General features: G+C 62.5%; 23 protein-coding genes. 20 read left to right on the forward strand and 3 right to left on the reverse strand.

Annotated elements, in window-relative coordinates; translation table 11 throughout:
- Positions 1–66: 66 nt before the first annotated feature.
- Positions 67–1,584, forward strand: coding sequence for a tryptophan halogenase family protein (locus R3C13_RS13175; RefSeq protein WP_371311290.1), 1,518 nt, complete (start codon positions 67–69; stop codon positions 1,582–1,584).
- 2 nt (positions 1,585–1,586) lie between these two features.
- Here R3C13_RS13175 and purB read toward each other — a convergent pair whose 3' ends face one another.
- The gene (gene purB, locus R3C13_RS13180; protein WP_371311291.1) at positions 1,587–2,885 is read right to left on the reverse strand and encodes an adenylosuccinate lyase; all 1,299 of its coding nucleotides are present in this window, start codon (positions 2,883–2,885) and stop codon (positions 1,587–1,589) included.
- A gap of 312 nt (positions 2,886–3,197) precedes the next feature.
- Here purB and R3C13_RS13185 point away from each other — a divergent pair, with 312 nt between their 5' ends.
- Positions 3,198–4,154, forward strand: a complete 957-nt coding sequence (locus R3C13_RS13185; RefSeq protein ID WP_371311292.1) for a peptidoglycan-binding protein — start codon at positions 3,198–3,200, stop codon at positions 4,152–4,154.
- 55 nt (positions 4,155–4,209) lie between these two features.
- Here R3C13_RS13185 and R3C13_RS13190 read toward each other — a convergent pair whose 3' ends face one another.
- Positions 4,210–5,241 carry a cupin-like domain-containing protein gene (locus R3C13_RS13190; protein WP_371311293.1) on the reverse strand — a complete coding sequence of 344 codons (1,032 nt, stop codon included), beginning with the start codon at positions 5,239–5,241 and terminating at the stop codon, positions 4,210–4,212.
- On the reverse strand, positions 5,238–6,758 hold the full coding sequence (locus R3C13_RS13195; protein ID WP_371311294.1) for a tryptophan halogenase family protein: 1,521 nt from the start codon (positions 6,756–6,758) through the stop codon (positions 5,238–5,240). Before R3C13_RS13195 ends, R3C13_RS13190 begins: the two co-directional genes overlap by 4 nt.
- Before the next feature lie 244 nt (positions 6,759–7,002).
- On the opposite strand from R3C13_RS13195, the gene R3C13_RS13200 reads away from it, so the two are divergent.
- The 18 genes from R3C13_RS13200 to R3C13_RS13285 all read left to right on the forward strand — a co-directional run bounded on the left by R3C13_RS13200 (position 7,003) and on the right by R3C13_RS13285 (position 24,173).
- The gene (locus R3C13_RS13200; protein ID WP_371311320.1) at positions 7,003–7,368 is read left to right on the forward strand and encodes an NADH-quinone oxidoreductase subunit A; all 366 of its coding nucleotides are present in this window, start codon (positions 7,003–7,005) and stop codon (positions 7,366–7,368) included.
- Complete coding sequence (locus R3C13_RS13205; RefSeq protein WP_371311295.1) at positions 7,368–7,937, forward strand: NADH-quinone oxidoreductase subunit B family protein; 570 nt, start codon at positions 7,368–7,370, stop codon at positions 7,935–7,937. Before R3C13_RS13200 ends, R3C13_RS13205 begins: the two co-directional genes overlap by 1 nt.
- Positions 7,938–7,946: 9 nt before the next feature.
- A complete protein-coding gene (locus R3C13_RS13210; RefSeq protein WP_371311296.1) occupies positions 7,947–8,567 on the forward strand; it encodes an NADH-quinone oxidoreductase subunit C in 621 nt (206 codons plus the stop codon).
- A gap of 4 nt (positions 8,568–8,571) precedes the next feature.
- Positions 8,572–9,777, forward strand: coding sequence for an NADH-quinone oxidoreductase subunit D (locus R3C13_RS13215; RefSeq protein ID WP_371311297.1), 1,206 nt, complete (start codon positions 8,572–8,574; stop codon positions 9,775–9,777).
- Positions 9,774–10,118, forward strand: coding sequence for a nuclear transport factor 2 family protein (locus R3C13_RS13220; protein ID WP_371311298.1), 345 nt, complete (start codon positions 9,774–9,776; stop codon positions 10,116–10,118). The genes R3C13_RS13215 and R3C13_RS13220 overlap by 4 nt, the downstream gene beginning before the upstream one ends.
- Positions 10,119–10,211: 93 nt before the next feature.
- Complete coding sequence (nuoE, locus tag R3C13_RS13225) at positions 10,212–11,270, forward strand: NADH-quinone oxidoreductase subunit NuoE (RefSeq protein ID WP_371311299.1); 1,059 nt, start codon at positions 10,212–10,214, stop codon at positions 11,268–11,270.
- 3 nt (positions 11,271–11,273) lie between these two features.
- Entirely contained in the window at positions 11,274–12,578 is a 1,305-nt protein-coding gene (gene nuoF, locus R3C13_RS13230) for an NADH-quinone oxidoreductase subunit NuoF (RefSeq protein ID WP_371311300.1), read from the forward strand.
- 4 nt (positions 12,579–12,582) lie between these two features.
- Positions 12,583–12,975 (forward strand): hypothetical protein, encoded by a 393-nt coding sequence (locus R3C13_RS13235; RefSeq protein WP_371311301.1) that lies wholly within the window; start codon positions 12,583–12,585, stop codon positions 12,973–12,975.
- Complete coding sequence (gene nuoG, locus R3C13_RS13240; RefSeq protein WP_371311302.1) at positions 12,972–15,047, forward strand: NADH-quinone oxidoreductase subunit NuoG; 2,076 nt, start codon at positions 12,972–12,974, stop codon at positions 15,045–15,047. The genes R3C13_RS13235 and nuoG overlap by 4 nt, the downstream gene beginning before the upstream one ends.
- A 10-nt stretch (positions 15,048–15,057) precedes the next feature.
- Positions 15,058–16,152, forward strand: coding sequence for an NADH-quinone oxidoreductase subunit NuoH (gene nuoH, locus R3C13_RS13245; RefSeq protein ID WP_371311303.1), 1,095 nt, complete (start codon positions 15,058–15,060; stop codon positions 16,150–16,152).
- A complete protein-coding gene (gene nuoI / locus R3C13_RS13250) occupies positions 16,149–16,634 on the forward strand; it encodes an NADH-quinone oxidoreductase subunit NuoI (RefSeq protein ID WP_371311304.1) in 486 nt (161 codons plus the stop codon). Before nuoH ends, nuoI begins: the two co-directional genes overlap by 4 nt.
- Positions 16,635–16,701: 67 nt before the next feature.
- Positions 16,702–17,295: an NADH-quinone oxidoreductase subunit J gene (locus R3C13_RS13255; protein ID WP_371311305.1), complete on the forward strand. Its 594-nt coding sequence runs from the start codon at positions 16,702–16,704 to the stop codon at positions 17,293–17,295.
- 5 nt (positions 17,296–17,300) lie between these two features.
- Complete coding sequence (gene nuoK / locus R3C13_RS13260; protein WP_371311306.1) at positions 17,301–17,609, forward strand: NADH-quinone oxidoreductase subunit NuoK; 309 nt, start codon at positions 17,301–17,303, stop codon at positions 17,607–17,609.
- 7 nt (positions 17,610–17,616) lie between these two features.
- Entirely contained in the window at positions 17,617–19,734 is a 2,118-nt protein-coding gene (nuoL, locus tag R3C13_RS13265; RefSeq protein ID WP_371311307.1) for an NADH-quinone oxidoreductase subunit L, read from the forward strand.
- A complete protein-coding gene (locus R3C13_RS13270) occupies positions 19,734–21,233 on the forward strand; it encodes an NADH-quinone oxidoreductase subunit M (RefSeq protein ID WP_371311308.1) in 1,500 nt (499 codons plus the stop codon). The genes nuoL and R3C13_RS13270 overlap by 1 nt, the downstream gene beginning before the upstream one ends.
- A gap of 6 nt (positions 21,234–21,239) precedes the next feature.
- Positions 21,240–22,667, forward strand: a complete 1,428-nt coding sequence (gene nuoN, locus R3C13_RS13275; protein WP_371311309.1) for an NADH-quinone oxidoreductase subunit NuoN — start codon at positions 21,240–21,242, stop codon at positions 22,665–22,667.
- Entirely contained in the window at positions 22,664–23,401 is a 738-nt protein-coding gene (locus tag R3C13_RS13280) for a biotin--[acetyl-CoA-carboxylase] ligase (RefSeq protein WP_371311310.1), read from the forward strand. Before nuoN ends, R3C13_RS13280 begins: the two co-directional genes overlap by 4 nt.
- A gap of 4 nt (positions 23,402–23,405) precedes the next feature.
- Positions 23,406–24,173 (forward strand): type III pantothenate kinase, encoded by a 768-nt coding sequence (locus R3C13_RS13285; protein ID WP_371311311.1) that lies wholly within the window; start codon positions 23,406–23,408, stop codon positions 24,171–24,173.
- Positions 24,174–24,178: the final 5 nt, after the last annotated feature.

Below are 24,178 nucleotides of genomic sequence, written 5' to 3' on the forward strand. Positions count from 1 at the left end.
ACTGATTTTCGCCCCCGCTGGAAAATCCGGCGGGGGCGAATTAGTTTCAGGAGAGGAGGTGCAGACGTGCAGGACAGACCGGTTCGAAAAGTCGTCATCGTGGGCGGCGGCACTGCGGGATGGGTTGCCGCGGCCGCCCTTGTGAAAGTGCTCGGTCCGCTGATCGAGATTGAGCTGGTCGAGTCGGACCAGATCGGGACGGTTGGCGTCGGCGAGGCGACGATCCCGCAGATCCGCCTGCTGAATGCGACGCTGGGCATCGACGAGAACGAGTTTGTCGCCCGGACGGCGGGCACATTCAAGCTCGGGATCGAGTTCAGCAACTGGGGCGCGCAAGGCGAGCGCTATCTGCACACGTTTGGCGAAGCCGGGATCAACCTCGCCGGGGTGCACTTCCACCATTACTGGCTGAGGCATGTGCAGGCGGGCGGAACCGCTGGCCTCTGGGATTTTTCGCTGCATGACCGGGCCGCCTATGCCGGCAGGTTTGCGCGCATGGAGCGTGTGGGCAATACGCCGATGGCGGGTCTTGCGTATGCCTTCCACTTTGATGCGGGGCTCTATGCGGTCTTGCTGCGGGAATATTCCGAGGCGCGGGGCGTCAGGCGCACGGAAGGGTTGATCGGCGAGGTTCTGCTCGATGGGGAGACCGGGTTCATCCGTGCCGTGAAATTGTCGGACGGACGGGAAGTGGCGGGCGACCTGTTTATCGATTGCTCCGGGTTCCGGGGCATGCTGATCGGCGATGCGCTGGGGTCAGATTATATCGACTGGTCGCACTGTCTGCCGGTGGACCGGGCATGGGCCGTTGCTTGCAAGAGCACGGCGCCGCTCGTGCCCTACACCAAATCCATTGCGCGCGGGGCGGGCTGGCAATGGCGCATCCCGTTGCAGCACCGGACGGGCAACGGGCATGTGTTCAGCAGCGCCTACCTGGATGAGCAGGCGGCAGCGGATGAGTTGGTGCAGAACCTTGATGGGGACGCGCTCGGGCAGCTGCGCCTCCTGAGATTCACGACGGGGCGCCGCCGGGAGTTCTGGAAGAAGAATTGCGTTTCGCTGGGCCTTGCAAGCGGGTTCATGGAGCCGCTGGAATCGACGTCGATCCACCTCGTGCAGTCGAATGTGAATCGCCTGATCAACCTCTTCCCGCAGCGCGGTGTCGTGGACGCCGATATTGCCGAATACAATCGCCAGGTCGGCTATGAATTCGAGCGGATACGAGACTTCCTGATCCTGCACTACAAATTGACGCGGCGTGACGACACGGAGTTCTGGAACTATGTCCGGACGATGCCGGTTCCGGAGTCGCTCCGTGAGCGGATGGAGCTGTTTGCTCAGCACGGCCGCATATTCCGGGACCAGGAAGACCTGTTCAAGGAAGCAAGCTGGCTCCAGGTGATGGTTGGGCAGGGGCTGATGCCCTCAGGGCACAATGCCATGGCTGACCTGATCAGTGATGACCAGCTGGTGGAATTTCTGACCAATGTCCGGACCATCGTGGACCGTGCAGTGGAGGTGTTGCCCTCACATCAGGAGTTCATCGCGCAGACCTGCGCCATGCCGGCCGGGATGGCGATGTAAGGTCAGGCGCGGCCGAAGACGCGCGTGAAGATCGTGTCCACGTGCTTGAAGTGGTAGTCGAGGTCGAACAGCGCTTCGAGCTGGTCTTTCGACAGTTTGGCCATCACGTCCTTGTCCAGCTGCAGGAGGTCGAGGAGCGGGCCTTCGCCGCCCCACGTCTTCATCGCATTGCGCTGGACCATGCGATAGGCCTCTTCGCGGCTGGTGCCGGCCTCGACGAGGGCGAGCAGCACACGTTGGGAATTGTGCAGGCCGCCCATGGAGTTCAGCGTCTTCAGCATCCGGTCGGGATAGACGACAAGGTTTTCGACAACGCCCGCCAGACGGTGAAGTGCAAAATCGAGATGCACGGTCGCGTCGGGACCGATGCCGCGCTCGACGGAAGAGTGCGAAATGTCCCGCTCGTGCCACAGGGCAACGTTTTCCATGGCCGGCGTCACTGCAGAACGCACAAGCCGGGCTAGGCCCGTGAGGTTTTCCGTCAGGACCGGATTGCGCTTGTGGGGCATCGCGGACGAGCCCTTCTGGCCGGCAGAGAAATACTCTTCCGCTTCGAGGACTTCCGTGCGCTGAAGATGGCGAACTTCAGTTGCCAGGCGCTCAACCGAAGATGCGATGACGCCGAGGACGGCAAAATACATGGCGTGCCGGTCGCGCGGGATGACCTGTGTCGAGACGGGCTCGACACGCAGGCCAAGCTTTTGCGCGACATGCGCTTCGACTCTTGGATCGATGTTGGCAAACGTGCCGATCGCACCGGAAATGGCGCAGGTGGCAACCTCTTCGCGCGCCAGTTCCAGCCGCTGGCGGGCCCGATGGAATTCGGCGTGGAATGTCGCCAGCTTGATGCCGAACGTAGTCGGCTCGGCATGGATGCCGTGGCTGCGCCCGATGGTCGGGGTCAGCTTGTGTTCGAAGGCACGCTTTTCGAGTGCCGCCAGAACCCGGTCGATGCCGGTGAGCAGAAGGTCGGCCGCCCGAACGAGCTGGACATTGAGGCAGGTGTCGAGCACGTCGGACGACGTCATGCCGAGGTGCAGGAAGCGGGCTTCGTCGCCGACATGTTCGGCAACATTGGTGAGGAACGCGATGACATCGTGCTTCACTTCCCGTTCGATCTCGTCGATCCGGTCCGCGTCGAACTTCGCGCGCTCGCGCACAGCCGCTGTCACACCCGACGGGACGAGGCCCATCTCTTCCATTGCTTCGGCGGCGAGGGTTTCAATCTCCAGCCAGATGCCAAAGCGGGAGTCGGGCGTCCAGATGGCAGCCATTTCGGGCCGGGTATAGCGCGGGATCATGTGCTCGCTCCTGTCTTGCTGGGCCCCTAATACGCTGAACCGTATGATTTTCCACCCCCCGGACACTGCGTCGCGGGCCCATCTGCACCTGTAAGCGATGCTGCACGAAATGGCGGGCGCTCAGGGTGTCCGGCAGGCCCATCCTGCTGAGAATTAACCATAAATCTAGCCGAATGGCTGGCGGTGGTCTAATGTTGCCCGGCACCGTCCAGGTGGGGCGGTTTGCGCTCTCCTGTTGCCGCTGGGGCCGCAGGGAGGCGGAAATATCGGACGGTCCGGTGTGTGCCGGATCATGCTCAAAGGGGAATAGTCATGAAAAAACTTCTGGCACTATCAGTGGCATCAACAGCGCTTGCCGGCATGGCCTTCGCACAGGGATCGGCGGACTACCCGCCTGATGCTGATGCGGGCTCGTGCTTTGCGCGCGTCCTGATTCCGGAATCCACGGAAATTCAGACCGAACAGGTCGTAGACCGGCCGGAAGCCTCTGAAATCAAGGTGATTCCGGCGTCCTACGAAACCGTCACCGAACAGGTGCTCGTGAAAGAGGCGTCGGTTCGCTACAACGTCATTCCGGCTGAATATGAGACCGTTACCGAGCAAGTGATCGAGTCGCCGGAGCGGACGGAAACGGTCGTCATTCCGGCTGAATACGAAACATACACAGAGCAGGTGCTCGTTCGTCCGGCCTATACGACCTGGAAGCCGGGCGCAGGGCTCTACGGCCGCTCCGCGACATCGGATGGCACAGGCGGCGTCGCGACAGGTGAACTCCTGTGCCGGGTCGAAGTGCCGGCACAGTATGACACAGTTACGCGGACCCGGATCAAGACGCCGGAGCGCACCGAAACCAAGGTGATCCCGGCGACTTACAAGACGGTGACACGTGAGGTTGTGAAGACGCCGGCGCAGGTGGTCGAGGAGACGGTCCCGGCGGTCTATGACACCATCACGGTTCAGAAACTGGTTTCGGCGGCTCGTGAAGAGACGATCGTCATTCCGGCAACGTACAAGACGGTTGAGAAGCGCGTTGTAACCGGTGGCGGCGGGCTCGAATGGCGCGAAGTGCTGTGCGACACGAACGCTTCGCCGGCAAAGATCAGCGAAGTGCAGCAGGCTCTCAGCGCCAAGGGATACACCTTGCCGGTGGACGGCGCGTTTGGCCCGGCCACGCTGCGCGCGATGGAAGAATACCAGCGGGCGAATGGCCTGCCGGTGGGCTACCTGACCGTCAGCACGGTTGAGTCGCTCGGCGTTTCGCCGCGCTGATTCGCGACAGCTTCAAATTGGAAAAGCCCTCGCGACGGCGAGGGCTTTTTTCGTTTCAGCCGCCAAGCCGGCTGGCGAGAAGGCGGCGCAGGGCTTGTAGCTGCTCCGGCGATTTTTTGCCCAGCACGCCGCGGGCGTCTTCCGGCATGTGTGCGAGCGACTCGTCGTCGGCGTCGAAGATGTAGTGGTTGAACAGCGTCCGCCATTGCTCCCGCTCGCAGGCCGGCATGTCGCGCAGCGACAGGAGTGCGTGCATAAGGGTCAGCGTCGGCGTAATCAGCCATTCCGGCCCGTCGCGCCACCAGTAGTTCACCAACAGTCCGAGCGGCTCGAAGGATTCGACCTGGTGGACCCAGAGGCTGGGAACGTAGACCGCGTCGCCCGGCTCAAGATCGGCGACCTGCGCATGCTTTGCCGCTTCGGCATATTTCGGGAAGCGCTCGAGATCCGGCGCGGAAAGATCAACGAGGCTGCAGGGCTGGCCGGCGAGGGTGAAGTCGAGCGGGCCGATATAGAGGTTCGGCATCTGCTGGATCGGGAAGAAGGTGAAGCGTCGCCGGCCCGCGCCACAGATGGCGATGTTCTGGGCGAGATCCCAATGCGGCGCGATGCGGGTGCGCGTTCCGATCCAGACTGATGAGAGATGGTCCATCCCGGCGGGGAGAAATGGGGCGATCTGGTCTTGTGCGAAGGCGGGGATGTGGTGGGGGATGTTGACGGCGCCGGCGTAGAAGGAGGGGCCGTCCGTGTCTTCGAGGTGGGCAACCACAAGGTCGAGCACCTGGCGGACGGTTGCCGCCTTGCGCTCGAAATTGAAGCCTTTGAGGTCGTCGGAATAGAAGAACCGGCCTTTGACGTCCGGTGGAGCTATGAACATTTCCAACGGTTTTTCAAGGCTGAAGGCGCCGAGATAGGTGCGCATCGCCTCTGCGCCCTTCAGGCCTTCGCGCACGACCGGCCAGTCGCGGCCGAGGCCCTTGAGGAGGGCAGGTTCACCCTTCGGCTGGATTTCGTTCCAGAACCGCTCGGCCGTCACGCCTTCATATTCGGCAACAGGTGTGGGATCGGGCAGACGGTTTGGTGTCATACGGGTGACCGTGCGGAACAGAATCTGTCGATATATTGCTGGTGCGTCGGCATCACGTTTGCCGCTTCGCGTATCACCTGACGCAGGCCGGCGAGCTTTTCGGTCGACCGGACGGCGGAGGCGCGGGCCGCAGCGAGCGGCGTGCACCGCTCCGGATCGACGCCCTGGCCCAGATAGACAGCGAGCCAGCTCGGGTTCTGGAAGAGTTCGAAGTCGCTGGCGACGATCCGGCCATAGGAGCGGAACTGGTCGATCTTGTACCTGAGCGAGTCCGGGATCGGCATGGTCCGCACATAATTCCAGAGCGGGGCGTCGTCCCGCTCGGTGGCGCAATAGTGCAGGATGAGGAAGTCGCGGATGCGCTCATATTCGAGCATTGTGATCCGGTTGAACTCGTCCTGCGCGCCCTGGTCGCAGGACGTATCCGGGAAGAGGGCAAGCAGGCGGGTGATGCCGGACTGGATGAGGTGGATGGAGGTCGATTCGAGCGGCTCCATGAAGCCTGCCGCAAGGCCGATGGCGACGCAGTTGGCGTTCCAGAACTTGCGCCGGCGCCCGGTGGTGAAGCGGAGGATGCGTGGTTCGGCGGTGGCCTTACCGGGCAGGTTGGCCATCAGGGTTTCGGTCGCGTCGTCGTCACTGATGTAGTCATTACAGAAGACGTAGCCGTTGCCGATGCGGTGCTGGAGCGGGATCCGCCACTGCCAGCCGGCCTCTCGGGCGGTGGCGCGGGTGTAGGGAATCGGGTCTTCCGGTGCCTCGCAGGGCGCCGCGACGGCGCTGTTCGCCGGTAGCCAGTGGGACCAGTCTTCGTAACCGGTGCGCAGCGCCTGCTCGATCAGGAGCCCCCGGAAACCGGAACAGTCGACGAAGAACTCGCCTTTGATGGTCTGACCGTCTTCCAGATGCACCGACTCGATGAAACCCGACTCACCTTTGACCGCGACGTGATTGACCTTTCCCTCGACCCGTTTCACGCCGCGCGCCTCGGCATAGCGCCTCAGGAAAGCGGCATAAGCGGTCGCGTCGAAATGGTAGGCGTAGTCGAAGGTGGACTGGACCCGGCGCCGGTCCGGAATCGGCTGGTCGAACTTGCCCATGCTGGCCGCGACCCAGGCCATGCAGTGGTCCGCAATGTCGCTCTTATCGCCGTTCTGGCGGGCATGCAGCCAGTACTGGTGAAGCGGCACCGCATCGAAATCGGCGCCATATTGGCCAAACGGATGGAAATAGGCCTCACCCTTGCGCCGCCAGTCGACGAACTGGATGCCGAGTTTGAAGGTGCCGAAGGTCTCACGGACAAAGGTGTTTTCGTCGATTCCGAGCGACTGGTTGAACATCCGGATCGGCGGAATCGTTGCTTCGCCGACCCCGATGGTGCCGATCTGGTCGGATTCGACGAGGGTAATGATTGCAGCAGGGCCGAGGGCATTGGCGAGGGCGGCGGCCGACATCCATCCTGCCGTGCCGCCGCCAACGATAACGACCTGCCGGATGGGCCGTGGCGCGTCGCTCATGAATGCCTCCCTTGGCCGCTCTGTGGCGTCTGGACCTGATTTTAAGCGCGGGTTGGCAGCGAGGCAAACCTGCCTTTGACAGGGGCGCCGTGCGGCCGGGAGCCACAGATTGCAGCAGATTTGCTCGCCACGGGACCGGGTTGCACCAGCTCTGATGTTAATGTGGCGCGGATGTGTTGCGCAGCGGGCAAAACCGTCCTAATCCGGCGCCAGCACGGCGAGGAGGCTTTTCACCATGTCGGACATCGAGCGGCTCGCTCTGGACTACCTTCCGGTCATCATCTTTCTGGTGCTGGGCGCGATCATTTCGGGCCTTTTCGTCGTTGGATCGGCGCTTCTGGCCCCCTCGAAGCCGGATCCGGAGAAGAATTCGGCCTATGAGTGCGGCTTCAACGCCTTCGACGACGCCCGCATGAAGTTCGATGTGCGGTTCTACCTCGTCGCCATCCTCTTCATCATCTTCGACCTGGAAGTCGCCTTCCTGTTCCCCTGGGCCATCACGCTCGGCAAGATCGGCCTCCTGGGCTTCTGGTCCATGGTGGTTTTCCTGGGCGTCCTGACCATCGGCTTCATCTATGAGTGGCGCCGCGGCGCGCTGGAGTGGCAATAATGGCGGACGACTACAAGACATATGCCTATGGCGGCGCCCGTTCGGGCGTTGAAGGCGGCTTCAAGCCGGGGCAGGACGATCCCTTCTATACGGGGCTCTCCGACCAGCTGGCCGACAAGGGCTATTTCACCGCGGCGGCTGATGACCTGATCGCATGGGCCCGCACCGGCTCGCTGATGTGGATGACGTTCGGCCTGGCCTGCTGCGCCGTCGAGATGATGCACGCAGGTAACCCGCGCTACGACCTCGAGCGCTTCGGCATGGCCCCGCGCGGGTCGCCGCGCCAGTCGGACGTGATGATCGTCGCCGGCACGCTGACCAACAAGATGGCCCCGGCCATGCGCAAGGTCTACGACCAGATGCCGGAGCCGCGCTATGTGATCTCAATGGGCAGCTGCGCCAATGGCGGCGGCTATTACCATTACAGCTACAGCGTCGTGCGCGGCTGCGACCGGATCGTTCCGGTCGACATCTATATTCCGGGCTGCCCGCCGACGGCTGAGGCGCTCGTTTACGGCTTCCTGCAGCTGCAGAAGAAGATCCGCCGTGAAAGCTCGCTCGAGCGGTAGGGGACAGACATGCTTGACCAAGACGCTATCGACGCCCTGAAGGATCTCGGCGAGCACATTGCGGCCGCGCGGCCGGATGCCGTGAAATCCTGGCATGTGAAGGCCGGCGAGCTGACCGTGCTGGCGGAACGCGACCACATCGTGAACCTGCTGCGGTTCCTGCGCGAAGACCCGCAGTGCAATTTCGAAACCTTTATCGACATCTGCGGCGTGGACTATCCGGATCGCAGCGAGCGATTTGAAGTGGTCTATCACCTCCTGTCGATGCGCATGAACCATCGCGTCCGCATCCGCGTTGCGACCGATGAGGCGACGGCCGTGCCGAGCGCGACAGCCGTCTGGCCGGCCGCCAACTGGTTCGAGCGCGAAGCCTTCGACATGTACGGCATCCAGTTTGCCGACCACCCCGACCTGCGCCGCATCCTCACCGATTATGGTTTCGAGGGGCACCCGCTGCGCAAGGACTTCCCGCTCACCGGGCACTATCAGGTGCGCTACGACGATCTTGAAAAGCGCGTCGTGTACGAGCCGGTGGAGCTGGTTCAGGAATACCGCAATTTCGATTTCCTCTCGCCCTGGGAAGGCATGACCGCCCAGATCCCCGGCGACGAGAAAGCGACGGAGTCGTAAGACAATGGCCGACACCGCTCACATCTCCGATATGGACGACCGCAAGTTCACGCTGAACTTCGGGCCCCAGCACCCGGCCGCGCATGGCGTGCTGCGCATGATCCTCGATCTCGACGGCGAGATCGTCACGCGCGTCGACCCGCATATCGGCCTCTTGCATCGCGGCACCGAGAAGCTGCTGGAGTACAAGACCTACCTGCAGGGCATGCCGTATTTCGACCGGCTGGATTACTGTGCGCCGATGAACCAGGAACATGCCTGGTTCCTCGCGATTGAAAAGCTGGTGGGCATCGACGTGCCGCGCCGGGGCAGCCTGATCCGTGTGCTGTATTCCGAGCTTGGCCGGATCATGTCGCACCTCCTGAACATCGGCTCTCAGGTGCTGGACGTCGGCGCGCTGACGCCGATCACCTGGTGCTTTGAAGAACGCGAGAAGCTCTGCGTGTTCTATGAGCGCGCGTCCGGCAGCCGCATGCACGCGGCCTATTTCCGTCCCGGCGGCGTCCATCAGGATCTGCCGCAGGCGCTGATCGACGATCTCGCCGAATGGTGCGAGCAGTTTCCCGGCAAGCTTGACGATGTCGAGACGCTGGTCACCGAGAACCGCATCTTCAAGCAGCGCAATGTTGATATCGGCATCGTCGACGAGAAGACGATCATGGACTGGGGCTTCTCCGGCGTCATGGTGCGCGGCTCGGGCTTTGCCTGGGACCTGCGCCGCGCCCAGCCTTATGAATGCTACAACGAACTCGACTTCAGGATTCCGGTCGGGCGCAATGGTGACAATTACGACCGCTATGTCTGCCGCATGGAAGAGATGCGCGAGTCGGTGAAGATCATGCTCCAGTGCATCGACCTCCTGAACAAGGAAGGGCCGGGGCCGGTGCTCGCGCCGCAATCGAAAGTCTCGCCGCCCCGCCGTGGCGAGATGAAGAATTCGATGGAAGCGCTGATCCATCACTTCAAGCTGTACACGGAAGGCTTCCACGTGCCGGAAGGTGAGTGCTATGCGGCGATCGAGGCGCCGAAGGGCGAATTCGGTGTCTACCTTGTTTCCGACGGCACGAACCGGCCCTATCGCGCCAAGATCCGGGCACCCGGCTATCCGCACCTGCAGGCGATGGACCACCTGTCCGTCGGGCACATGCTGGCAGACGTATCGGCCATTCTCGGCTCGCTCGACATCGTGTTCGGGGAGATCGACCGGTGAGCCAGTCTTCCGAACTCATCCAGCGCCAGCTGGATGCCTACAATCAGCAGAACATCGCTGCGTTCCTCGACTGCTATGCCGAGGACGCGGTGCTGGGTGGGCTGAACGGAGACGTCACCCAGTCGGGGATCGAGGCTATCCGCAAGCGGCATGAAGACCTGTTTTACGAATTCCCGAAGAACCGCGCGAAGCTGGTCAACCGGATTGATCTCGGCTCGACCGTGATCGACCATGAACAGGTGGAGCGCGGGCCGGGCGGGGACCGTTTTGAGGTTGCTGCGATCTATACGATCCGGGATGGCAAGATCGTGCGGGTCGATTTTGCGCGGGGAGGCGTCTGAGATGACGACCGCCGTGACTGCGCCTCGTTCCAAGGCTGTGCTCCGTCTGTGGGCAGACAAGATTGACACGTATTTTTCAGGAAGGGTCGAATAGTGGCACTGCGCCGTTTTGATCTCGAGGCCGGGGGCGACTCGTTCGCCTTCAAGCCGGAAACCGAAGAGAAGATCGCGTTCTGGCGGGCGAAGTATCCGGCGGAGAAGCAGCGTTCCGCTGTGATCCCGATGCTGTGGCTGGCCCAGAAGGACAATAATGGCTGGCTGTCCGAACCGGCGATGCGGGAAGTGGCTGACCGCCTGGAGATGCCATACATCCGCGTTTATGAAGTCGCGACCTTCTACACCATGTTCCGCCTCCAGCCGGTCGGGAAGTATCACGTCCAGCTGTGCGGCACGACGCCGTGCCAGCTGCGCGGTGCCGACAAGCTGAAAGAGGTCTGCAAGAAGGAAATCGGTGACATCATGTATGTGACCGATGATGGCCGCCTGTCGTGGGAAGAGGTGGAATGCCTCGGCGCCTGCGTGAACGCGCCGATGGTGCAGATCAATGACGACTATTATGAAGACCTGACGCCTGAGAGCCTGTCCCAGATCCTCGGCAAGCTGAAGAATGGTGTCGAAGCAGCGCCCGGCCCTCAGATCGACCGCGTCAACAGCGCGCCCGAGGGCGGCGCGACCACGCTGACGGACGCGGCCCTGTTCGATGGCAGCCGCAATGCCATCCGTGTGCTGCCAAACCTGCCGGTTCCGGCTGTGGAGGAGCCTGCGCCTGTCGCTGCGGATCCGCTGGCGGCTATCAAGCAGACGATCGCGAGCGGCGCCAAGGCAGCAGAAGAAGAAAAGGCCGCAGAAGGCGAGCGCCCGCCCTTGGTCACGATCGACCCGGCGGCGCATGACGACCTGAAGCGGATCAAGGGCATCGGCCCGAAGAACGAGGACGCGCTGAACGAACTCGGCATCTTCACCTTCAAGCAGATTGCAGAATGGACCCCGGCGAACGTCGACTGGGTGGAAGACTTCCTGAGCTTCCCCGGCCGTATCGAGCGGGAAGACTGGATCGCGCAGGCGAAACTGCTGGCCGGTGGCGGCGAAACGGAATTTTCGAAGCGCGTGGATGCGGGCGACGTGCCCTCCAGCCAGGATGATGAGGACTAGGCCATGTTGCAGGACAAGGATCGCATCTTCACCAACCTCTATGGTCTTCATTCGCCCGAACTCGACGCGGCGAAGAAGCGCGGTGCATGGCACCTGACCAAGGAAATCCTGGATCAGGGCCCGGACTGGATCTGTGACCAGATGAAAGCCTCCGGCCTGCGCGGCCGTGGCGGCGCCGGCTTCCCGACGGGCCTGAAGTGGACTTTCATGCCGAAGGAAGTGCGCGACCGTCCGCATTACCTCGTCGTGAACGCCGACGAGTCGGAGCCCGGCACGTGCAAGGACCGCGAAATCATGCGCCATGATCCGCACCTTCTGATCGAAGGCTGCATGATTGCGTCGCGCGCGATGCGGGCGCACAAATGCTATGTCTACATCCGCGGCGAATACATCAATGAGCGCCACGCGCTCGAAAAGGCCGTCAAGGAAGCCTATGAGGCAAAGCTGATCGGCAAGAACAATGTGAACGGCTGGGACTTCGATCTCTACGTCCACCACGGCGCCGGCGCCTATATCTGCGGTGAGGAAACGGCGCTGCTGGAAAGCCTCGAAGGCAAGAAGGGCCAGCCGCGCCTGAAGCCGCCATTCCCGGCCAATGCCGGCCTCTATGGTTGCCCGACGACCGTGAACAACGTGGAATCCATCGCCGTCGCCGGCACGATCCTGCGGCGCGGCGCGGAATGGTTCGCCGGCTTTGGCCGCCCGAACAATTCCGGCACCAAGCTGTTCTGCATCTCCGGCCATGTGAACAAGCCGTGCAATGTGGAAGAGGAGATGTCGATCACCTTCCGTGATCTGATCGATACGCATTGCGGCGGCATCCGTGGCGGCTGGGAAAACCTGAAGGCCGTGATCCCGGGCGGATCGTCGGTGCCGATGGTGCCGGCCGAGCAGATCATGGACGCCTATATGGACTTCGACACCCTGCGCGACCTGAAGTCCGGCCTCGGCACGGCAGCCGTGATCGTGATGGACAAGGACACGGACCTGATCCGGGCGATTGCGCGCCTCGCTTACTTCTACAAGCATGAATCCTGCGGCCAGTGCACGCCGTGCCGTGAAGGCACCGGCTGGATGTGGCGCGTGATGGAGCGCATGGCGAAGGGCGAAGCCGACCATGACGAGATCGACACGCTGCTCGACGTGACCAAGCAGGTGGAAGGCCACACGATCTGCGCCCTCGGCGACGCGGCGGCCTGGCCGATCCAGGGCCTCATCCGCCACTTCCGGCACGAGATCGAAGACCGCATCAATCAGTACAGACTGCCGCGCGCCATGGTGCAGGGCGCAGTCGTGGCGGCGGAGTAGGGCAATGGCAGAGGCGCACAAAAACCCGGAGCGGTCGAAGCGCATCGCGCGGATCGGTGGCATTGTCGCGGTGATCGCGGCTGGCTTTGCGATCGTCAACGCGGTCAATGCCAGCCAGAAAGCCAAACGAACGCAGTTCGTCAGCGACGTGATGTCCGGCGATATGTCCGCGAAGCTTGACCTGCTTGAAGAGCGTTGTGGCGGTGTTCTAACGGGTGACGTCGGAGCCGATGCGACGGTGATGAACATCTGTGAGGACATGGTGTTTGTCCTTGCCGACTATCTCCGGTCGGCCGACCGCACAGCCCTTTCCGGCGAGTATTCCCCGAAATTCGTTGATGCGGTCTTCGCGCGCATCGATCACGCGGACACAAACACCGCAGGTGAAGAACAATGAGCGACACCTTCAAACTCAATGTCGACGGTAAAGAGGTCGAGGTTCCGAAATCCTACACGCTGATGCAGGCGTGCGAGGAGGCCGGCGCCGAGATTCCGCGCTTCTGCTATCATGAGCGCCTGTCGGTGGCCGGCAATTGCCGCATGTGCCTTGTCGAATGGGAAGGCGCACCGAAGCCGATTGCGTCCTGCGCTCAGCTCGTCGGCGATATGCGCCCGAACCGTGACGGGTCTGCGCCGAACGTGCGCACCAAAGGCCCGTATGTCGAGAAGGCCCGCAACGGGGTGATGGAGTTCCTGCTCATCAACCACCCGCTCGATTGCCCGATCTGCGACCAGGGCGGCGAATGCGACCTGCAGGACCAGGCCGTTGCTTATGGCCGCGCCGGCAGCCGCTATGAAGAGAACAAGCGCGCCGTCGAAGACAAGAATATGGGCCCGCTGGTCAAGACGATCATGACCCGCTGCATCCAGTGCACGCGCTGCGTCCGCTTCATCGCGGAAGTTGCGGGCGTGGAAGAGATCGGCATGATTTCGCGCGGCGAGAGCGCCGAGATCACCACCTATCTCGAGAAAAGTCTGACGTCTGAGCTTTCCGGTAACGTGATCGACCTTTGCCCGGTCGGTGCGCTGACCTCGAAGCCCTATGCCTTCAATGCGCGCCCCTGGGAACTGCGCAAGACCTCCTCCATCGACGTGATGGACGCCATGGGCGCCTCGATCCGCGTCGACGCCAAGGGCGATGGCGTGATGCGCATCATGCCGGAAGTGAACGAGGAAATTAACGAGGAATGGCTGTCGGACAAATCCCGCTTCGTGTGGGATGGCCTTGCCCGCCAGCGCCTCGACAAGCCTTACATCCGCGAAAACGGCAAACTGCGCCCGGCAAGCTGGGCGGAAGCCTTCGGCGCCGTGAAGGCGGCGCTGACCAGGCCCGCCGACAAGATCGGCGCCGTCGCCGGCGACCTGATCGAGGTGGAGCAGGCGAAGGCCGCGCTGGACCTGTTCCGCGCGATGGGCGTTCAGAACACGGATTGCCGTCCGGCTGGTGCGCAGTACGGCGCAGATGGTGTGCGCGAGCGTTACATCCTCAACCCGACGCTGGCTGGCGTGGAAGAGGCTGATGCGCTGCTGCTGATCGGCACCAATCCGCGCGTTGAAGCCGCGGTCTGGAACGCGCGTATCCGCAAGACCTGGCTGTGGTCGAACCTGAAAGTCGCCGTCATCGGCGAGGCCGCCGACCTGACTTACGAATATACCCATCTTGGGACGGGTGCCGACGCCATTGCGAGCGCCGCCGCAGCCGACTTCCTGAAGGGCGCCAAGCGTCCGATGGTCGTGGTCGGTGAGGGCGCGCTCTGCCGGGAGGATGGTGCAGCTGTCCTGTCCGCCGCCCTGAAGCTCGCGAACGAGGCCGGTGCCGTTGCTGATGGCTGGGCGGGTTTCGGCGTGCTGCACAATGCGGCTGGCCGGGTCGGTGCGCTCGACGCGGGCTTTGTGCCCGGCGAAGGCGGACGGGATACGGCGGGCATCCTGAGCGGCGCGGTCGAGACTGTCTTCCTTCTGGGCGCCGATGAGGCCGACTTGTCGAAGCTGGGCAGCGCGACCGTCGTCTATGTCGGCTCTCACGGCGATGCCGGTGCCTCGCGCGCAGACATTATCCTGCCGGCAGCGGCCTACACGGAAATGAGCGCGACCTTCGTGAACACCGAGGGCCGGGTCCAGGTGACCTCCCGCGCGGTGCAGCCCAAGGGCGAGGCCCGCGAAGGCTGGGCAGTCTTCCGCGCCCTGTCGGATGTGATGGTCAAGAAGCTTCCCTATGACTCCGTGGATGCGCTGCGCGACACGCTGCGAGCCAATCCGGTGTTTGCGGGCATCGGCTATGCGCCGGGTGCCGCCGGTGCGGACGCCCTCAAGGCCGTGCCGGAAGCCGCCGGAAGCCTCTCTTCAGCGCCGTTCGGGCGGGTCATCGGGGACTTCTATCTGACCAATCCGATTGCGCGCGCATCGAAGACGATGGCCGAATGTTCAGCGCTGGCGACAGCGCTGGACACACCAGTGGCAGCGGAGTAGGGCGGGCGCCATGAGCAATTACGTCGAGTCTCTCGGGCAGTTGTGGGGGCCGCTCCTGGTCCTCGGACAGATCCTCCTGTTCACGCTGGTCCTGCTCATTTCCATCGCCTTCCTGCTGCTGCTCGACCGCAAGGTCTGGGCCGGCGTGATGATGCGGAAGGGCCCGAACGTGGTCGGTCCGTTCGGCCTGCTGCAGTCCTTCGCGGACTTCGGCAAATTCTTGATCAAGGAAATTGTCATCCCGGCGGGCGCCAACAAGTTTGTCTTCCTGTTTGCGCCGATCCTGACCTGTACGCTGGCCTTCGCGGCCTGGGCGGCGATCCCGGTTGCGCCGGGCACCGAGAGCGGGTCGACCTGGGTTGTCTCGAACCTCAATGTCGGCGTGCTTTATCTGTTCGCGATCAGCTCGCTGGGTGTCTATGGCATCATCATGGGCGGCTGGGCGTCGAACTCGAAATACCCCTTCCTCGGCGCACTCCGCTCGGCGGCGCAGATGGTGTCCTATGAGGTGTCCATCGGTTTCGTGATCGTGACGGTGATCCTGCTCGTCGGCTCGATGAACCTCGCCGACATCGTGAACAACCAGGAAGGCGGCTTCTGGAACTGGCACGTGTTCAGCTTCCAGAACTTCCCGCTGATCGTCGTGATGCTGCCGATGTTCGTGATCTTCTTCGTGTCGGCGCTCGCGGAAACGAACCGTCCTCCGTTCGACCTGCCGGAAGCGGAATCCGAACTCGTCGCGGGTTACCAGGTGGAATACGGCTCCACGCCGTATTTGCTCTTCATGCTCGGCGAATACCTGAACATCGTCCTTATGTGCGCGATGATGACCATTCTCTTCTTCGGCGGCTGGCACGGTCCGATTGCGCTGGGCGAGGACACGGTGAGCCAACTGCCTCCGCTGCTGGTCAGCCTCGCGGGCCTGTTCTGGTTCATGTTCAAGATTTTCGTCTTCTTCTTCCTGTTCGCCATGGTGAAGGCGATCGTGCCCCGGTACCGGTATGACCAGCTGATGCGCCTTGGCTGGAAGATCTTTCTGCCGACCTCGCTCGTCGCCGTGCTCATTGTGGCCGGATATGTCGCTTACACGGGAGTTCAGGCATGAGCCTCGCACAGACCATCCGCGGTGCGCTGCTGACCGATTTTCTCGGTGCGCTGGCCGTGGCGACGCGGGAAATGTTCCGTCGCAAAGCGACGGTGAACTATCCTTTCGAGAAGAACCCGCTGTCGCCCCGCTTCCGCGGCGAGCATGCGCTGCGCCGGTATCCGTCCGGCGAGGAACGTTGCATTGCGTGCAAGCTGTGCGAGGCGATCTGCCCGGCGCAGGCCATCACCATCGAGGCCGAACCGCGCGCGGACGGCGCCCGCCGTACCACGCGTTACGACATCGACATGGTGAAGTGCATCTATTGCGGCTTCTGCCAGGAAGCCTGCCCGGTGGACGCCATCGTCGAGGGGCCGAACTTCGAATTTGCGACCGAGACGCGGGAAGAGTTGTTCTACGACAAGGACCGCCTGCTCGCGAATGGCGACCGCTGGGAACGGCTGATCGCCAAGAATCTGGAACTGGACGCACCTTATCGCTAGGGCGCGCCGCTGAAGCTTAACCGGGGCGCGCAAATCGCGCCCCAAACACAAGAGGGGTCAGAGGGCTGTGGCACTCTACGCATTTTACTTGATCTCGGCGGTGACGGTCCTGTCCGCGCTGATGGTCATACTTGCGCGTAACCCGGTTCATTCCGTGTTGTGGCTGATTACGGCCTTCTTCTCGGCGGCGGGCCTGCTCGTCCTGATCGGCGCGGAATTCCTCGCAATGCTTCTGGTGGTCGTCTATGTCGGCGCCGTTGCAGTGCTGTTCCTGTTTGTCGTGATGATGCTGGACGTGGATTTCGTCGAACTGCGCCAGGGCACGCTGCGTTACTGGCCGTTCGCCATGCTGGTGGGGGTCGTCTTTGCGGCGGAGATTGTGCTTGCTTCCGTCATGGGGGTGCACTCGCGCCCTGAAGCGTTCGACGCCGCGCCTGGCGCCGACACCAATGCCGAGGCCATCGGCCAGGTCATGTACACGGACTATCTGCTGCTGTTCCAGATGGCGGGCATCATCCTGCTCGTCGCCATGATCGGCGCCATCGTGCTCACGCTGCGCCACAACCCGGTCGTCAAGCGCCAGAACATCGCGCGGCAGACCTCGCGCCGTCGCAGCGATGCCTATGAACTGAAAGACCCGAAGCCCGGGCAGGGGATCTGATACTCATGGAACTCGGACTTTCCCATTATCTCGCGGTGTCGGCCGCCCTGTTCACGATCGGGGTGGTGGGCATTTTCGTGAACCGGAAGAACATCATCGTCATCCTGATGGCGATCGAGCTGATCCTGCTGTCGGTGAACCTGAACCTGGTGGCCTTCTCGGTGTTCAACGGCAATATCGCCGGACAGGTCTTCGCCATGCTGGTCCTGACCGTTGCCGCTGCTGAGGCGGCCGTCGGCCTTGCGATCCTTGTCGTCTATTTCCGCAACCGCGGCGACATCTCGGTTGAGAATGTCGACCTGATGAAGGGCTAGGCGGACAATGCTTTCAGACGCACTTCTTCTCTTTATCGTGCTTGTGCCCGGCTTCGTGGCGCTTACGGGTCTCGTCCATAAATGGATCGGCGACCGGGTCGTCATGGCGGCGACCACGGGTGTGGTTCTCACTGCTGGTGCGCTCTCGCTCTACCAGCTGTTCATGTATGCCGCCGGTGTCGGCGGGCATGGCGAGGAAGCGGCGCATGGCGCCGAGCATGGCGCGGCCATCACGCAGCACATCATCACCCTGATGCCGTGGATCAATATCGGCGAGTTCCAGGCGAACTGGGCCGTGCGTGTCGATGCGCTCTCCATCGTGATGATGGCGGTGATCACCGGCGTTTCCGGCCTCGTACACCTCTATTCCTGGGGCTACATGAGCGAGGAGCCGCACAAGGCGCGCTTCTTCTCCTACCTGTCGCTCTTCACCTTTGCGATGCTGATGCTGGTGACGGCGGACAATTTCATCCAGCTCTTCTTCGGCTGGGAAGGCGTGGGCCTCGCATCCTACCTGCTGATCGGCTTCTGGTACCAGAACAAGGCGCCGAACGATGCCTCGATCAAGGCCTTCGTGACGAACCGGGTCGGCGACTTCGGTCTCGCGCTCGGTATCATGGCGGTGTTCTGCGTGTTCCGCACGGTCGAGTTTGCGCCCTTCATGGAAGCGTTGCGCGAGAATGCCGTGGTGCATCCGATCGCGTTCGCTGAGCCGGGGCCGGTGCGCGAACTGAAGATGGCCTTCCTCGGCCACAATGTCTGGGCACTCGAAGTTATCGGCGTGCTGCTGTTCATCGGCGCGATGGGCAAATCGGCCCAGTTCTTCCTGCACGTCTGGCTGCCGGACGCCATGGAAGGCCCGACACCTGTTTCCGCCCTGATCCACGCCGCGACCATGGTGACCGCAGGCGTGTACCTCGTCTGCCTTCTCTCGCCACTTTATGAATACACCGTCGTGGCCGCCGGCATGGTGACGGTGGTCGGCGCCGTGACCGCGCTCTATGCCGCAACCGTCGGCATGGCGCAGAACGACATCAAGCGCGTGATCGCCTACTCGACCTGTTCGCAGCTCGGCTACATGTTCTTCGCCGCGGGCGTCGGCGCGTATGAGGCGGCGATGTTCCACCTCTTCACGCACGCCTTCTTCAAGGCGCTGCTGTTCCTTGGTGCCGGTTCGGTGATCCATGGCATGCACCACGAGCAGGACATGCGGAACATGGGCGGCCTGGCGAAGTTCATGCCCTTCACCTATGCTGCCATGCTGATCGGCACCATCGCCATTATCGGCCTTGGCGTGCCGCACACGAAGCTCGGCTTCTCGGGCTTCTTCTCGAAAGACGCCATTCTGGAAAGCGCGTTCGCGGGCGGCCTGGAGCATGTTACCTTCGGGCAGATGGCCTTCTGGTTCGGCATCATCGCCGCCGCGCTGACGAGCTTCTATTCCTGGCGCCTGATCTTCATGACCTTCCATGGCCCGATGGCGGAGCATGGGCATGACGATCATGGCCACGCCGCGCACGATGCGCACGGCCATGACGACCACGGTCATGACCACACACCGCATGAGAGCCCCTGGGTGATGCTGGTGCCGCTCGGCCTGCTCAGCCTCGGCGCGATCTTTGCCGGCTTCTATTTCTACGACTATTTCGTCGATCACTCGAACGAAGCCTTCTGGGCCGGCGCCATCTATCGCGCTTCGGAGAACCATGTCCTCCATGCCCGCCATGAAGTGCCGGAATGGGTCATCTATGCGCCGCTGATCGTGACGCTGGGCGGTTTCGTCCTTGCGCTGATGACCTATTTCTTCAATCGCGGCTTCGGCAAGAAGATCGCCGACAGCGGAGGCCCGCTGCACTCGTTGTTCTACAACAAGTGGTACTTCGACGAGATCTACAACGCGACGCTGGTGCGTGGCGCGGCACTGCTCGGCAACTTCTTCTGGTGGGCTGACAAGAAGGTCATCGATGCGGCCGGCGCAGACGGCATGGCGGCGCTCTCGCAGGTCACCGCGCGTCGCCTGTCGGCCATGCATACCGGCCGTCTCTATCACTATGCATTCGTCATCATCGGCGCGGCCCTGGTCTTCGGGGGCATTCTCTGGATGCGCGCTGGGGGAGTTCACTGATGGGCGGTTTTCCCATTCTTTCGGCGCTGACCTTCATGCCGCTGGTGGGCGCCATGCTCATCATGCTCGTGCGCGCAGCGACCTCGGGCAGCAGCTCGGTCAGCGAGGCGAGCACGTCAGGCCGCACGGCACTTCTGGCTGGCCTCGTGATTTCCGGCGCGACCTTCATCGCCTCGATCGCGGCCTTCTCCGCCTTCGATTACGGGCACTCAGGATACCAGCTCGTCGAGCAATATCCCTGGTACAAGTCGATCACCTACAAGCTGGGCGTCGATGGCCTCTCCATGTCGCTGATCCTGCTGACGACGTTCCTCACGCCGATCTGCCTGTTGGCGAGCTGGAACTCGATCAACACGCGCGTCACCGAATATGTCGTCGCCTTCCTCGTGCTAGAGACCTTCATGATCGGCGTGTTCACGGCGATGGATCTCGTCCTGTTCTACATCTTCTTCGAAGCCGGCCTGATCCCGATGTTCCTGATCATCGGCATCTGGGGCGGCAAGGACAAGATCTATGCCGCGTTCAAGTTCTTCCTCTACACGCTGCTCGGCTCGCTGCTGATGCTGGTCGCCGTCGTCTACATGTATGTGGCGGCGGGAAGCTCCGACTTTGAAGTGCTCGAGAAGTTCAAATTTGCGCCCGAAGTGCAGATCTGGCTGTGGCTCGCCTTCGTGGCTTCCTTCGCGGTGAAGCTGCCGATGTGGCCGGTCCATACCTGGCTTCCGGATGCGCACGTTCAGGCGCCGACGGCCGGTTCGGTCGTGCTGGCTGGCGTGTTGCTGAAGATGGGCGGCTATGGCTTCCTGCGCTTCTCGCTGCCGATGTTCCCGGACGCCAGCCATTTCTTCCAGCCCTGGATGTTTGCCCTCGCGGTTGCCGCGATCGTCTACACTTCGCTTGTCGCCTGGCGTCAGACCGACATGAAAAAGCTGATCGCCTATTCGTCCGTCGCCCACATGGGCTTCGTGACGCTCGGCGTGTTCTCGTTCAACGAGATCGGCATTCAGGGCGCCATCTTCCAGATGCTGAGCCACGGCCTCATCTCCGGCGCACTCTTCCTGATCGTCGGTGTGGTTTATGACCGGATGCACACGCGCGAGATTGCGGCCTATGGCGGTCTCGTCCACCGCATGCCGGTCTACGCGACCCTGTTCATGCTGTTCACCATGGCGAATGTCGGCCTGCCGGGCACGTCGGGCTTCATCGGCGAAATTCTCACCATGGTCGGCGGCTTCCAGGCCTCGACCTGGGCAGCGGCCGGTGCGGCGCTCGGCGTGATCTTCTCGGCCGTCTACATGCTGACGCTCTACCGGCGCACCGTGTTCGGTGAGATCACCAATCCAGAGCTGAACGACATCAAGGATATGAACTGGATCGAGCTGATCTGCATCGTCCCGCTGGCACTGCTGACCATCCTGTTCGGTATTGCGCCCAATCTGATTTTCAATCTGACAGAGGCCTCCGCATTGCGAATCCTCTCCATGATGGCCGGAGGCTGATCTCCCATGCTCAACTTCACAGCCATGACGTATGCAATCGGGCCAGAGCTTTGGCTCGTCTCGGCCGGTCTCGTGGGCGTGCTCCTCGGCGCGCTGATGAAGGATGCCTTCAACGGCATTTCGTTCAAGTTCGGTGCGTTGGCCCTGTTCGGCGCGGCCGCGATTGCCGCCATGTTCTATGTCGGCGGCGAAGCCTTCAACGGGCTCGTCCGTACCAACACGTTCGTCAACTTCGCCAAGATCGTCGCTTTCGTGATCGGTGGCCTCGCCCTCGTGATGTCCGAAGGCTTCATGAAGCGTCACGGCACAGCGCGGTATGAATACGCGCTGCTGACGATCTTCGCTGCGCTCGGCATGGGCATGATCCTGTCGGCGGCTGACCTGATGACGCTCTATATGGGCGTCGAAACGCTGAGCCTGTCGTCTTATGTGCTGGCAGCGTTCCACCGTGACTCGGCGCGCTCGTCCGAAGCGGGCCTGAAGTACTTTGTTCTTGGTGCGCTGGCCTCCGGTATGCTGCTTTATGGTGCCTCGCTGGTCTACGGCTTCACTGGCACGACCTCTTTCGAGGGCATTGCGGGCTCCGACATGTCCATCGGGATGATGTTCGGCATGGTGCTGATGATTGTCGGCCTCGCCTTCAAGATTTCGGCCGCACCAATGCACGTCTGGACGCCGGACGTTTATGAGGGCGCCCCGACGCCGGTTGGCGCGTTCTTCTCTTCGGCGCCGAAGATGGCCTCCATCGTGGTTTTCGCAAACATCATGTTCCAGGTGTTCGGCGAGGCGATGGACCAGTGGCAGCTGATCGTCGCGATCATTGCCGGCCTTTCCATGATCATCGGGTCGTTCGGTGCGCTGACGCAGACCAATATCAAGCGCCTGCTCGGCTATTCCTCAATCGCCAATGTCGGCTACGCGCTTGTCGCTGTCGCGGCAGGTCCGCAGCTCGGCGCAGGCCCGCTGCTGATCTTCATGACGATCTATGCGATTTCCTCGCTCGGCCTGTTTGCAGGCGTACTCGCCATGCGTCGTCCGGGCGGCATGGTGGAGGGCATCAACGAGCTTGGCGGCCTGATGCGCAAGCGTCCGGCGCTGGCCATCGCCCTGTCGATCCTCGTCTGGTCGGTATCCGGCCTGCCGCCGTTCGGTGGCTTCTTCGGCAAGCTGGCCGTGTTCCAGGCGGGCATCGAAGCGGGCCTCATTCCGCTTACGATCATCCTGGTTGTCGCTTCGGTTGTGTCGCTCGGATACTACCTGCGTCTCATCAAGATCATGTGGTTCGATGAGCCGACGGAACGGTTCGAAACCATCGACGGCTCCGTTACTCTGGTCGTCATGGCTTCGGCGCTGATCGCGGGCATCCTGTTCATGTTCTTCATCTACCAGCTCGGCTGGTGGACCGATCAGGCGGCATTGGGGCTCGGCGCTTGAGCCGACCCTGGCCTGTCCATCGCTTCGAGACGCTCGACAGCACAAATACTGAGGCCCGGCGCCGGGCAAAGCAGGGTGGCTTCGCCGATTGCTGGATCGTGGCGGCCGAGCAGACTGCCGGACGTGGCCGCCTGCAGCGGCTATGGGTTTCGCCGAAGGGAAATCTCTTCGCGACGGCCCTGTTCCGAGAGCCGGGCGGCATCCTCGTGGCGGCGCGGCTGCCATTCGCCACGTCGCTCGCGGTCAGCGATACGATCCTCCACTTCGCGCCAGCCGCGGATGTGCGCCTCAAATGGCCGAACGATGTGCGCGTGAATGGTGCGAAACTGTCCGGCATCCTGATCGAGACCGGGCAGGACGGGAGGGACTTCTGGGTCGCTGCCGGCATGGGCATCAACATTGTCGAGGCGCCGGAGGGAACAGGGCAACCGACGGCAAGCCTCCATGCGCTCGCGCCGATGGGGCCATTCGATGCTGCCACGGTCTTCGATGTCCTCTGCCTGCATTTCCTGACCCGTCTGGAGCAGGCCCGGGCAGGCTTCGCAGACGTGCGCCGTGACTGGCTGATGCGGGCTGAAGGCCTCGGCCAGACGGTTCGCGTGTCGCAGGGCGGGGAGCCTGTTGAAGGAATCTTTGAAGACATGGGCCCGGACGGCGCCCTGATCCTCAGATTGCCCGATGGGTCGCAACAGACCATAAGGGCAGGCGACGTACAGCTTGTTGGAGGTAACTGAGCCCATGCTGCTTGCCATCGACGTCGGCAATACGAATACCGTGTTCGGCATTCATGACGGGAACGACTGGGTGAACCAGTGGCGCAGCGCCACCGATTCCACCAAGACCGCAGACGATCATGCCGCCTGGCTCTGGCGCCTCGCCGACATGCACGGCGTTGACCTCAGCCAGATCAATGGCTGCGTCATCTCGACCGTCGTGCCGCAGGCGGTGTTCAACTTCCGCAACCTCGCGCGGCGCTACCTCGATGTGGAGCCGATGTTCATTGGCGATCCCAACCTGAAGACCGGCATCCAGGTGCGCATCAAGCGGCCGGAACAGGTCGGCGCGGACCGGATCGTCTCGGCTCTCGGCGCACACAAGGCCTATGAAGGCAACCTCATCGTGATCGATAGCGGCACGGCGACGACATTCGATGTCGTTGCGGCCGATGGCGGCTTTGAGGGCGGCATCATCTCGCCCGGTATCAACCTGTCGGTCAAAGCGCTGCACGATGCCGCCGCACAGCTGCCGCGCATCGCCATCCAGCGTCCGGCACAGGTGATCGGGCAGGATACAGTCAGCGCGATGCAATCGGGCGTGTTCTGGGGTTATATAGACCTCATCGACGGCCTCGTGCGGCGCATCAAGGCTGAATACGGCAAGCCGATGAAGGTCGTGGCGACCGGCGGCGTGGCGTCGCTCTTTGAAGGCGCCAGCGAGACGATCGACTATTATGACCAGGACATCCTCATCCGGGGGCTTCTGGAAATCTACCGGCTGAACTCCTGAGGACT

This window comes from Hyphomonas sp. (genome assembly GCF_041398385.1).
Taxonomy (GTDB): Bacteria; Pseudomonadota; Alphaproteobacteria; order Caulobacterales; family Hyphomonadaceae; genus Hyphomonas.

Coding starts and splice junctions, on each gene's coding strand:
- purB (WP_371311291.1), bottom strand. CDS start 2,885: ATGATCCCGCGCTATACCCGGCCCGAAATGGCTGCCATCTGGACGCCC.
- R3C13_RS13185 (WP_371311292.1), top strand. CDS start 3,198: ATGAAAAAACTTCTGGCACTATCAGTGGCATCAACAGCGCTTGCCGGC.
- R3C13_RS13190 (WP_371311293.1), bottom strand. CDS start 5,241: ATGACACCAAACCGTCTGCCCGATCCCACACCTGTTGCCGAATATGAA.
- R3C13_RS13195 (WP_371311294.1), bottom strand. CDS start 6,758: ATGAGCGACGCGCCACGGCCCATCCGGCAGGTCGTTATCGTTGGCGGC.
- R3C13_RS13205 (WP_371311295.1), top strand. CDS start 7,368: ATGGCGGACGACTACAAGACATATGCCTATGGCGGCGCCCGTTCGGGC.
- R3C13_RS13210 (WP_371311296.1), top strand. CDS start 7,947: ATGCTTGACCAAGACGCTATCGACGCCCTGAAGGATCTCGGCGAGCAC.
- R3C13_RS13215 (WP_371311297.1), top strand. CDS start 8,572: ATGGCCGACACCGCTCACATCTCCGATATGGACGACCGCAAGTTCACG.
- nuoF (WP_371311300.1), top strand. CDS start 11,274: ATGTTGCAGGACAAGGATCGCATCTTCACCAACCTCTATGGTCTTCAT.
- R3C13_RS13235 (WP_371311301.1), top strand. CDS start 12,583: ATGGCAGAGGCGCACAAAAACCCGGAGCGGTCGAAGCGCATCGCGCGG.
- nuoG (WP_371311302.1), top strand. CDS start 12,972: ATGAGCGACACCTTCAAACTCAATGTCGACGGTAAAGAGGTCGAGGTT.
- nuoH (WP_371311303.1), top strand. CDS start 15,058: ATGAGCAATTACGTCGAGTCTCTCGGGCAGTTGTGGGGGCCGCTCCTG.
- nuoI (WP_371311304.1), top strand. CDS start 16,149: ATGAGCCTCGCACAGACCATCCGCGGTGCGCTGCTGACCGATTTTCTC.
- nuoK (WP_371311306.1), top strand. CDS start 17,301: ATGGAACTCGGACTTTCCCATTATCTCGCGGTGTCGGCCGCCCTGTTC.
- nuoL (WP_371311307.1), top strand. CDS start 17,617: ATGCTTTCAGACGCACTTCTTCTCTTTATCGTGCTTGTGCCCGGCTTC.
- R3C13_RS13270 (WP_371311308.1), top strand. CDS start 19,734: ATGGGCGGTTTTCCCATTCTTTCGGCGCTGACCTTCATGCCGCTGGTG.
- nuoN (WP_371311309.1), top strand. CDS start 21,240: ATGCTCAACTTCACAGCCATGACGTATGCAATCGGGCCAGAGCTTTGG.
- R3C13_RS13285 (WP_371311311.1), top strand. CDS start 23,406: ATGCTGCTTGCCATCGACGTCGGCAATACGAATACCGTGTTCGGCATT.